General features: G+C 69.4%; 7 protein-coding genes and 1 pseudogene. 5 read left to right on the top strand and 3 right to left on the bottom strand.

Annotated elements, in window-relative coordinates:
* Nucleotides 1-436: 436 nt before the first annotated feature.
* Nucleotides 437-1396 carry a prolyl aminopeptidase gene (gene pip / locus G3I19_RS30420; protein WP_164266940.1) on the top strand — a complete coding sequence of 320 codons (960 nt, stop codon included), beginning with the start codon at nucleotides 437-439 and terminating at the stop codon, nucleotides 1394-1396.
* Between the two features lie 169 nt (nucleotides 1397-1565).
* Here pip and G3I19_RS30415 read toward each other — a convergent pair whose 3' ends face one another.
* On the bottom strand, nucleotides 1566-2525 hold the full coding sequence (locus G3I19_RS30415) for an alpha/beta hydrolase (RefSeq protein WP_164266939.1): 960 nt from the start codon (nucleotides 2523-2525) through the stop codon (nucleotides 1566-1568).
* Nucleotides 2526-2618: 93 nt separating this feature from the next.
* Here G3I19_RS30415 and G3I19_RS30410 point away from each other — a divergent pair, with 93 nt between their 5' ends.
* Nucleotides 2619-3737 (top strand): MerR family transcriptional regulator, encoded by a 1119-nt coding sequence (locus tag G3I19_RS30410; protein WP_343235252.1) that lies wholly within the window; start codon nucleotides 2619-2621, stop codon nucleotides 3735-3737.
* A 983-nt stretch (nucleotides 3738-4720) separates the two neighbouring features.
* On the opposite strand, the gene G3I19_RS30405 is transcribed toward G3I19_RS30410, so the two are convergent.
* Together G3I19_RS30405 and G3I19_RS30400 are read right to left on the bottom strand one after the other, a co-directional pair.
* Nucleotides 4721-6610, bottom strand: a complete 1890-nt coding sequence (locus G3I19_RS30405) for an ABC transporter ATP-binding protein (protein ID WP_164266938.1) — start codon at nucleotides 6608-6610, stop codon at nucleotides 4721-4723.
* A 717-nt stretch (nucleotides 6611-7327) separates the two neighbouring features.
* Nucleotides 7328-7801: a MarR family winged helix-turn-helix transcriptional regulator gene (locus tag G3I19_RS30400; protein ID WP_164266937.1), complete on the bottom strand. Its 474-nt coding sequence runs from the start codon at nucleotides 7799-7801 to the stop codon at nucleotides 7328-7330.
* Nucleotides 7802-7921: 120 nt separating this feature from the next.
* Between G3I19_RS30400 and G3I19_RS30395 the strand changes: the two genes are divergently transcribed.
* The 3 genes and pseudogenes from G3I19_RS30395 to G3I19_RS30385 all read left to right on the top strand — a co-directional run bounded on the left by G3I19_RS30395 (nucleotide 7922) and on the right by G3I19_RS30385 (nucleotide 10178).
* Entirely contained in the window at nucleotides 7922-8986 is a 1065-nt protein-coding gene (locus G3I19_RS30395) for an alkene reductase (RefSeq protein ID WP_164266936.1), read from the top strand.
* Nucleotides 8987-9055: 69 nt separating this feature from the next.
* Nucleotides 9056-9556 (top strand): annotated as a pseudogene (locus G3I19_RS30390) (MFS transporter); the annotation flags it as partial.
* A gap of 307 nt (nucleotides 9557-9863) precedes the next feature.
* Nucleotides 9864-10178, top strand: a complete 315-nt coding sequence (locus G3I19_RS30385) for a hypothetical protein (protein ID WP_164266934.1) — start codon at nucleotides 9864-9866, stop codon at nucleotides 10176-10178.
* The last annotated feature ends 174 nt before the right edge of the window (nucleotides 10179-10352 follow it).

The raw sequence follows: 10352 nt of genomic DNA, 5'->3' as shown, positions 1-10352 counted from the left end.
GGGGCGGGCGGGCTGGTCGGCTGCGGCGGGCGTCGCCCCCGCGGGTGGCCAGGTGTCACGGCGTGACGACGGGGGGCGGTGTGCCCGGCGGGTGCCCGCGGCTCCGTGGCGCTGCGGCTGGTGTGCTCTGCCCGGTGCGGCTGTGGCTCCACCGCGCGGACACGCCGGTATGCGTCACGGTGCAGCGCGCTCCAAGCTGGTCCACCGCCCGTCGTGCACCGGGTCGTTCCCGACCGTGCGGGCGCATGTGTGGCCGTGCACCTGCCCACTGCCCTGTCCTTCATGCCGCCTGCCAGCCCGGTCTCGCCGCGGCCGCTGTCCTGTGGCGTGACGGGCGGTCAAGGAAGAAGAGGATGCGAGCAGGGGGCTGCGGCACGAACGGGCGCCCGGTGCAATCCGGTTGGCCGGCCGCGGTCTGCCCCTAGGATCGGCGGTCATGGTCGATTTCTATCCCCCGACAAGCCCCTACGATTCCGGGTTCCTCGACACCGGAGACGGCAACCGCCTCTACTACGAGCAGCTCGGCAACCCCGGGGGCAAGCCCGCCCTGATGGTTCACGGCGGCCCGGGCGGCGGCGCCATGCGGCGGCCGACCAGGTCCTGGGATCCCGATGTCTACCGGGTGATCCGTTACGACCAGCGCAACTGCGGGCGCAGCACCCCGCACGCGAGTACCCCGGCCGCCGACATGAGCCTCAACACCACACACCATCTGATAGCCGACATGGAGCTGCTGCGTGAACATCTCGGTATCGGCAAGTGGCTGCTCAACGGGGCCTCCTGGGGCCCCACGCTCGTCCTGGCCTACGCGGAGCAGTACCCCGAGCGGGTCAGCGAGATCGTCATCCAGGCGGTGATGACCTCCCGCCGCTCCGAGATCGACTGGCTCTACCGGGGCGCCGGGCTGTTCCGCCCCGAGGCGTGGGACCGGTTCCGCGCAGGTGTTCCCGAGGGCGAGCGGGACGGTGACCTGCTCGCGGCCTACGCACGGCTGATGGAGAACCCCGACCGTACGGTCCGCGAGAAGGCCGCCGCCGACTGGCTCGCCTGGGAGGACGCGGTCATCAGCGACGAGCCCAACGGTGTGCCCGGCATGTACAGCGACCGCGAGGCCGACGCGCGGATCGCGTTCGTGCGGATCTGTGCGCACATCTTCAGCAACGGCGCCTGGCTGGAGGAGGGGCAGCTGATCCGGGACGCGCACCGGCTGGCCCCGATCCCCGGGGTGATCGTGCAGGGCCGGCACGACAGGGGCTGTCCGGTCCAGACGGCGTGGGAGCTGGCGAAGGCATGGCCGGGCGCGCGGCTGCACATCATCGAGGACGCCGGGCACGCCGGCAGTGACGCCGCGGGCCAGGTGGTACGCGACGCCATCGAGGAGTTCAAGAACCGCTGAACACCCCGGTGTAACGGGCGCCGGGACAGGCCGCGTTCCACGCCTTGCTGCCGCTGGGCCACCCGGCCCGGCCGGCCACAGCCTCCTGCCGACCCGGGCCGGGCCGGGCAAGGCGAGCAGGGGAAGGGCGGCCGACGGGCAGGGGGCGCGGTCTGCCCCGGCTGCACGGCTAGGCCGTCGTCAGGAAGTCGATGAGTGCCGTGTTCACCTCGTCCGGGCGTTCCTGCTGAGTCCAGTGTCCGCAGCCGGCCAGTTCGAGGGGCTCGCGCCGCAGGCTGGGCATGAGGGCGGGCAGGCGCTCGATGAGTTCGGGGGTGCCGGGGAAACCGGCGACGACGTCGCGTTCGCCGTAGACGTACAGGGCGGGCCGGGTGACAACGGCGCCGTGCCACGGGGCGGTCAGTTCCCAGTTGCGGTCGAGGTTGCGGTACCAGTTGAGGGCCCCGGTGAAGCCCTGGGAAAAGCTGTCGGTCAGAACATCGAGGGCGTCCTCGGTGCACCAGTCGGGCAGTACTGCGGGATCCGGCATGGCGGCGAGCCAGCCCCGCTCCGGGTCGACCAGCGGCTGCTTGCCCTCCAGGGCGCCCGGGGCGTCACCGCAGGCCGAGTAGAGGAACTTGCGCAACGCGGTCCGGGTGTCCCTGGCGAACTCGGCGTCAGCGACGCCGGGGCGGTCGAAGTAGTTCCAGTAGAAACGGCCGGCGTACTTCTCCTCCATCGCGGCCAGCGGAGGCCGTGTCCCCCGGAACGGGGGCGGAACACTCAGCCCGGCCACCGCGCGCACCATGTCCGGCCGCAGCAGCGCCGTGTGCCAGGCGACCGGCGCTCCCCAGTCATGCCCGACCACGCAGGCGCTCTCCTCGCCCAGGGCCTGGATCAGTGCGACCACATCGCCGACCAGGTGGAGGATGGTGTAGGCGTCGACGTCGGCGGGGTGGTCGCTGCGTCCGTACCCGCGCTGGTCGGGGGCGACCACCCGGAAGCCCGCTTCGGCGAGCGGGCCGAACTGGTTGCGCCAGGAGTGCCATGACTCGGGGAAGCCGTGCAGGAGGACCACCAGGGGGCCTTCGCCCTGTTCGGCGATGTGCAGCCGGACGCCGTTCACGTCGACCATGCGATGCTCAACCATGTGGATGACTGTACGGGGGCCGGCCCACCGGCCGCGGCCCGTGAATCAGACACGGTTGACCCTCGACCTTGTGCAGGGCCCACAGTGCCGGGTGTGGAGAACGACATGCGCAGCATCGGCGAGTTGGCCCGCGACAGTGGCCTGGGTGTGAGCTCCCTGCGGTTCTACGACCGTGCCGGTGTGCTGGTTCCGGCCTGGGTGGATCCGGTGAGCGGATACCGCTGGTACGAGCCGCACCAGCTCGGTGAGGCACGGCTGTTGGCCCGGCTGCGCCGGGCCGGGATGCCTCTGGCGGACGTCCGGCTGGTACTGGCCGGCTGGCCCGGTGCGGATACCGGTCTGGTCCGGGAACTGCTGAAGGCACATCTGTGCCGCCTCGAACAGGGACTGTCCGATGCCCGCAGCGAGTTCTCCGCACTTCGCGCACTGCTCGATCACAGGGAGAACGTCATGACGTCACTGCACACCGCCACGGCCCGGCTGTCCGCCGCCGCGCCCGAACTGGCAGCCGCACTGGACACGGTCCGTTTCGCGGCGAGCACCGGTGCCGAGCTGCCGATGCTCGCCGGGGTCCTGTTCGACATCGAGGGCGAGAGCCTGCGGGTCGTGGCCACCGACCGGTACCGGATGGCTGTCGCACAGGCCGCGGTCACCGGGCACGACGGGAAGCGGGTGCAGGCCGTTGTGCCTGCCCCGCTCGCCGACGCGATGCGGGCCCTGCTGGACGGTGAGGGCCCCGTACGGATCTCGGTCGACGGCGCCCGCGTGGCACTGGAGGCCGGCGGCAGGCAGGCAGCCGGTCAGTGTCTCGACCACGACTTCCCCGACTACCGCCGTCTCCTCCCCCAGGCCGCCGCAGAGCGGCGCACCGTCGTCGAGGTGGCGGCGTTCCGGCAATCCCTGGAGACCGGCCCTGTCCGTCGCGGGGCGACCGGGGGGCCGGACCTGAGTGTGTTCAGGGTGGAGGACGGCGGCACGTTGACCCTCTGCGCCGAGGAAGCCGAGGAAGCCGAGGGAGCTGAGGAAGCCGAGGGAGCTGAGGGTGCGGACCGTATCGCCGTCAACCGCCGGTTCCTGCTGGATGCGCTGGCCGCCGGGGCCAGGGAGCGGCTGATCCTGGAGTCCGGCGCTCCCACCGCGCCGCTCGCGATCCGCCGGCCCGATGACGAGAACAGCTTCTCGGTCCTGATGCCGGTCCGCCTGGAGGACTGAGGACTGGGGGCGTAGTCCTGATGCCTATCGCCCGGACCAACCGGCCAAGTGCCGCTCAGCGCAGGCGAGTAGCCGCGATCCCGCCGTCTGCGTCACCCAATTCCAGCTGAGTCGTCGTTTCGTCAACGGGGTCCGGTCAGGGGCCTGGCTCCTGATCGAGCATGCCGCTGAGGGAGTCGCGAAGATCGGCGCTTCCTGGTGTCCAACACGGGCATGCTCACCGTCGGTACCGGGGGCAGACGGCTTCGAGTCCCAGACTCAAGACTTGGCAACCGGTCGAAGCCCGAATCAAGTGGCTTCAAGGCGAGGACCGGTTACTGGTTGACCTCCTGGAGGCGCATCCAGACCTCGCTTCCGACCCGCACAGGTGCTGGACGAGGCGTTGTCGAGCTGCGTCCAGTACCAGGTGTCGTTCTGACCCTGGCGAGGTCTCCGTGGCCCCAGCATGCGAAGCAGCTGAACCCGGTGGTGGGCGTGCCGCGGGTTGCCGAGCGGTAGGAGCGGTCCGTGTACCCCTTCCCCCCGACGATGTTGTCGCAGTGAGCTGCCGTTCGACCAACCTGTTCAGGTCTCGGGCAGAACGTGGGGTAACGATGTCTTCCCCGGCGAGCAGCGTTTTCGACAGGCTCTGCTCGTAGTGGAACCGCAGGGACGTGTCGACGGCCTTGCGTTGAGCCGGATGCTGTTGGGCTACCAGGCGTTTCCAGGCAATTGCGGGTCGAGCGGAGCACCGGCGTCAGCGAACTCCCTGTCAACTGCCGCTAAACGCACGGCGGGACGATGCCGGTACGCCCGTGTTAATCCTGCTCCATCCTCTCGTACCTCCGGGAAGAGGCGTGCAACACGTCGCGATCTCCGAAGACTTGAGGCCCGTCGCGCAAGCAGTCCGCACGTTTCTGCCCCCCCCTTCCCTATTCGTCAATCTTCTGGCATCGACCGTGGGACATCGGCTCACCGGCCATGCCGCCGCCACCTCCTGAAAGTCAGCTGACCGGACGCGTATCCCGCACCTGCGGGTTCTCGAACTGGGTTCGGTACAGCTCCTGGTAACGGCCTGCGGCTGCCATGAGTTCGGTGTGGGTTCCGCGCTGGACAACCCGGCCGCCCTCGACGACCAGGATCAGGTCAGCGGCCCGTACGGTCGACAGCCGGTGGGCAATCACCACCGCGGTACGGCCTTCGAGTGCCTCGCCCAATGCCTCCTGGACGGATGCCTCGGAAGTGGAGTCCAGGTGGGCCGTGGCCTCGTCCAGGATGACCACTCGCTGGCGGGCCAGCAACAGTCGGGCGATGGTGAGCCGCTGCCGTTCGCCACCGGAAAGCCGGTATCCGCGTTCACCTACGACAGTGTCGAGGCCGTCGGACAACGAGGCCACCAGCCCGTCGAGGCGGGAGCGGCGCAGGGCGTCCCAGATGTCGTCCTCGGTGGCGTCGGGCCGGGCGAGGAGCAGGTTGGCCCTGACAGATTCGTGGAAGAGGTGCCCGTCCTGCGTGACCATCCCCAGGGTCTCGCGGATCGATTCGGTGCTCACGTCACGTACGTCGACGCCGTTGAGCCGTACGGAACCGGAGTCGGCGTCGTACAGGCGCGGCAGGAGCTGCGCGATCGTGGATTTGCCCGCGCCCGATGAGCCGACGAGTGCGACCATACGCCCCGGTTCGACGCGGAAGGAGACATCGTGCAGGACCTCGGTGCCGCCACGGGAATCGAGGATCGCCGTGTCTTCGAGAGAGGCCAGTGAAACCTTCTCGGCGGAGGGGTAGGCGAAGGAGACCTTGTCGAACTCCACGGACACCGGTCCGTCCGGCACCCGGCGGGCATCGGATTTCTCGGCGATCAGTGGCTTCAGGTCGAGAATCTCGAAGACCCGCTCGAAGCTCACCAGAGCGCTCATCACCTCGACCCGCGCACCGGCCAGCGAAGTCAGCGGGGTGTAGAGGCGGGTCAGCAGCAGCGCGAGGGACACGACAGCCCCGGGGGCGAGCGTGCCACGCAGTGCGTAGTGGCCGCCGAGTCCGTAGACCAGGGCCAACGCCAGCGCCGACACCAGCGTGAGAGCAGTGACGAACGTCGACTGGGCCATGGCGGTACGAACACCGATGTCACGTACCCTGCGCGCGCGGGCGGCGAATGCGGCGGACTCCTCCGTGGGGCGCCCGAAGAGCTTGATGAGAGTCGCGCCCGGGGCGGAGAAGCGTTCAGTCATCTGCGTGCCCATGGCGGCATTGTGCTGGGCAGCTTCGCGCTGCAGCGCCGCCATCCGGGTGCCCATCCGGCGGGCGGGGACGACGAACACCGGCAGCAGAACCAGAGCGAGCAGAGTGACCTGCCAGGAGATGCTGAGCATCACGGCGAGGGTCAGCAGGAGCGTGACGACGTTCGAGACGACGCCGGAGAGGGTGTCGCTGAAGGCTCGTTGAGCCCCGATGACGTCATTGTTGAGCCGGCTGACAAGTGCGCCTGTACGGGTGCGGGTGAAGAAGGCGACCGGCATCCGCTGCACATGGTCGAAGACCGCCGTACGGAGATCGAGGATCAGCCCCTCTCCGAGGCTGGCCGAGAGCCGGCGGGTGAGCAGTCCAAGTCCAGCCTCGGCGAGCGCGATCGCGGCGATGAGCCAGGCCAGCCGAGTGACCGTGCCACTCCCCCGGCCTTGAACGATCGCGTCGACGACGCGGCCTGCGAGTACCGGAGTGGCCACCGCGAGCAGAGCGGTGACCACACTGAGCAGGAGAAAACGGTACAGCTGCCGGTGGTGCCGGCCGGCAAAGGTGGCGATACGGCGCAGAGTGGCCCGGGAGAAGGGCCTCCGGTCCTGTTGGGCGTTCATCGCGCTGCGCAGCGATTGCCATGCGGTGACTTCCATGTCCATGAAGGTGACTCCCGAATCTGGTGGACCGGATCCTGGTTCCCATCAGCCGCGTGGCCCGGGATGCACACAGAACGCTAAAACCTCAAGCGAACTTGATGTCAATGGGCTGCGCTCCCGGATCTCACCGGTCCCGCCGGTCCCACCGGTCAACTCGCGTGCTCCGAAGGCCGATGGGCGATGAGGGCGAATGCCAGTCGAATGAGCACTGACTGGATCGCCGCTCCCGCCGTGCCCCCACAGGTTCCTGCAGTGGATGACCAACACCTACACGGTCACGTCGACCAGGGCGTTACCGCGGCCCGGATCTACACACCTGATCCTCCTCGACGGTTCTGTCGGCAAGCGGGCATTCCGACCGCTCGAGCAGCAACGTTCGCGCCGTTCCCGTACGCGCGTATCCGTGGAGCCCGCTGATGCTCAGGCGCTTCGGACAGTCAGCCCCGCCTCACGGCGACGTCAGCACAAAGCCGGCGGCAAGCTCAGCACCCTGCCCACCCCCCGTCCTCATCGCCGAAGAGTGCAGTGGGGGCGGCGGTCACGCTCCACAAATCCGCCGAGACGTGAGCTACGCCTGTCAGCTCCGACAGGCAAGGACAGTCTGGCGCTCGGCGAGGAGGGAGACAGCTGCGTCCACCGCGGCCACGCAGACCGCTGACGGGGCGGGTACACACCCCCTACGGGACCCTCAGGGTGATCACCGGCACCGGATCCGGAGGCTCAGACGGTGAGGTTCCGCTCGATCGCCGCAAGAAGCCGTGCCAGATGGTCGCGGTCTTCCTCATCGACACCGGCGAGCGTGCGCTCCTCCAACTCCTGCCACATTTTCCCGACTTCAGGGCGCAGCGCCTCCCCGGCCTCGGTCGTCGCCACCAGAACGGCACGGCGGTCCTTCGGGTCGGGGCACCGGGTGACGAACCCGTTCTGTTCGAGTCGCTGCACCATCCGCGTCACGGTCGACGCGTCGAGGTCCAACTCCTTGATCAGCCCGGACTGTCCTTGCGGGCCGGTCTCCCACAGCCGCATCATGAGCAGCTCCTGTCCCGCGTACAGGCCCATACGGCGGAGCAGCTGCCCGGCCGTGACCCGGTGCGCCCGGGCGACGCGGGCGATGGCGTGGCTGATCTGCCCACTGTCGGCGTCCTGACGTGCGTCGACGTCGCCACGGGTCGCGCCGGTCGGGGTGCGGGTCATAAGGTCAGCCTCCTTGGCCGGTAGGGTCCTCGGTCCATTATGTTGTCTAGCCAAGTAATTGCGCTACAGTAACCCTCGGCCGAATCATTGGCTAACCAAGTAATGATCGAGGGGACAGCCATGCCTACTGCTTTCGACCGCATCACCATCGGAAAGCACCAGCTCGCCAACCGGATAGCGATGGCGCCCATGACGCGCAGCCGCGCCTACGACAGCCTGGTCTCGGAGCTGACCGTGGAGTACTACGCGCAGCGGGCCTGCGCAGGCCTGATCGTAACGGAGGGCACCCAGCCGTCGGTCGTCGGCCAGGGGTACCCGTTCACACCCGGCCTGCACAGCGCCGAGCAGGTGGCCGCCTGGCGCAAGGTCACCGACGCTGTGCACGAGAAGGGCGGCAAGATCTTCGCTCAGATCATGCACACCGGCCGGATCGGCCACCCGGTTCTGCTGCCCGACGGGCTGGTCCCCGTGGGGCCCTCGGCCATCGCTGCAAAGGGCCAGGGCTTCACACCTGAGGGCCCGAAGGAGTTCGTCACTCCGCGCGAGCTGACCGAGGCGGACATCGAGCAGACCATCGCCGATCACGTGACGGCCTCCCGCAATGCGATCGAGGCGGGCTTCGACGGTGTGGAGCTGCACGGCGCCAACGGCTACCTGATCCAGCAGTTCCTCGCCCCGAACAGCAACCGGCGCGCAGACGGCTGGGGCGGCTCGGTCGAGGGACGCATCCGCTTCGCGGTGCAGGTCACTACGGCGGTCGCGGACGCCATCGGCGCCGACCGCGTCGGCCTGCGGCTGTCCCCCGGCACCACGCTCAACGACATCCACGAGCCGGACCCGCGCCCCACTTACGAGGCGCTGGTGCAGCGACTCGCTCCGCTCGGCCTGGCATACCTGCACCTGATGGAAGCCGGCGACCGGGAGGTGACGCTGGCCCTGCGCCGGCTGTTCCCCGGCACGTTCATCCTCAACCCGAACACTGGCGAGCGCCCGACCGGCCCCGAGGACCTCGCCCTGATCGAGGACGGCACCGCCGACGTGCTCGCCTTCGGCCAGCTCTTCCTCGCCAACCCCGACCTGCCCGCCCGCCTCGCCGCCGGCGGCCCGTTCAACACGGCCGACCAGGCCACCTTCTACGGCGGTGACGCGACCGGCTACACCGACTACTCGGCCTTGTCGGACTGACGCCGCCGCCTCTCCCCGTGATGCCGGGGGCACTCCGCGCCCCCGGTCCTCTCGGCAAGGACTTCCGTCATGACCAGTTCTTCCGCGCTCTCCCCGAACACCTCCGGCCTGCCCTCCGGCGCAGCCCCCGCACCCGATCCCCAGCGCTGGTGGGCCCTGGCCGTCATCGCCGTCGCCCAGCTCACCGTGCTGCTGGACGGCACCATCGTCAACATCGCTCTGCCCTCGGCGCAGGCCGATCTGGACATGGGCGACGGCAGCCGCCAATGGGTCATCACCGCCTACACTCTGGCCCTCGGCGGCCTGTTACTGCTCGGCGGCCGGCTCGTGGACATCATCGGCCGCAAACACGCCTTCATCACCGGCCTGAGCGGCTTCGCCGCCGCGTCCGCGCTCGGCAGGGCGGCCGGCACCTCCGGGGTCCTCTTCGCGGCCCGGGCCGCCCAGGGCGCCTTCGCCGCCCTGCTGATGCCTTCCGCACTGTCCCTGTTGATCACCACGTTCACTGAACCCAAGGAGCGGGGCAAGGCGTTCGGCATCTACGGCGCCATCTCCGGCATCGGCTCCGCCGCTCCTGAGCCACCTCTTCGATCCGAGGAGTTCACATGACCCAGCTGGCCGGGCGGGACGGCGCGAGTACCCGGCAGCAGACTTCACCGACGCGAAGCCGCTGAAAACCGCCGACCTGACCGATCCGACCATTCGCCTCTCCCAGACACTGGCCGGATAGGCCGCCGCCGTCCGCAGCGCACAGTTACGCTGAGTTTGCCGCGCCTTTGGTTTGTCGCCCGAGGGCCACATGCCGAGGACAACGGCCGCACTCACCAAGCCCGGCAGGAAAAAAAGGGGGCGGCAGGAAAGGCAGGAAAGGGGCGGCATGGACCCCAGGGGCGAAGGAAACGAGGCGCGGCTCGCGGCGCCCGAGGTCAGTGTCGAGCCGGACGGGCGGCTGACCGTACCCGCGGACCATGTCACCGCCCTGCTGCGCTCCATCGCCCGCACCTGGAAGGCCGGCGCACGTGACGGCGTCCCCGTACTGGTCGTGGAAGAAGGCGCAGACGGTACGGACGTGGGTCTTGAGCCGCTCACCGTCCGTTCCCTCGCCGGTGCCCTGGACAACATCGCCAACCAACTCGACGTCCAGTACATCCACATCACCACCCACACCCGCACCAGCACCAGCACCGACTGATCACGCGGGCCGCCGGACCTCTCCTGCCCGCCCCGGTACCCGGTGCCCGGTGCGGCCGGGGGCAGAGCGTAGTGGGCGGGCGAGCCGGCCCTCAGGCGGCGGAGCCCGCGTTGTCGGCGTCCAGCGCGCCCAGCAGCCAGTCGTGCGCCGCGCCCGGGGTGGGGCGGGCGGGGC

The organism is Streptomyces sp. SID10853 (genome assembly GCF_010548145.1).
Classification (GTDB): Bacteria; Actinomycetota; Actinomycetes; order Streptomycetales; family Streptomycetaceae; genus Streptomyces.
Note: the sequence above shows the minus strand (reverse complement) of the source record. Positions and strands in the feature narration are given on the sequence as shown.

Bases quoted from the DNA above. Each gene is read 5' to 3' on its own strand.
- G3I19_RS30405 (WP_164266938.1), bottom strand. From the start codon at position 6,610: ATGGACATGGAAGTCACCGCATGGCAATCGCTGCGCAGCGCGATGAAC.
- G3I19_RS30415 (WP_164266939.1), bottom strand. From the start codon at position 2,525: ATGGTTGAGCATCGCATGGTCGACGTGAACGGCGTCCGGCTGCACATC.
- G3I19_RS30385 (WP_164266934.1), top strand. From the start codon at position 9,864: ATGGACCCCAGGGGCGAAGGAAACGAGGCGCGGCTCGCGGCGCCCGAG.
- G3I19_RS30400 (WP_164266937.1), bottom strand. From the start codon at position 7,801: ATGACCCGCACCCCGACCGGCGCGACCCGTGGCGACGTCGACGCACGT.
- pip (WP_164266940.1), top strand. From the start codon at position 437: ATGGTCGATTTCTATCCCCCGACAAGCCCCTACGATTCCGGGTTCCTC.
- G3I19_RS30395 (WP_164266936.1), top strand. From the start codon at position 7,922: ATGCCTACTGCTTTCGACCGCATCACCATCGGAAAGCACCAGCTCGCC.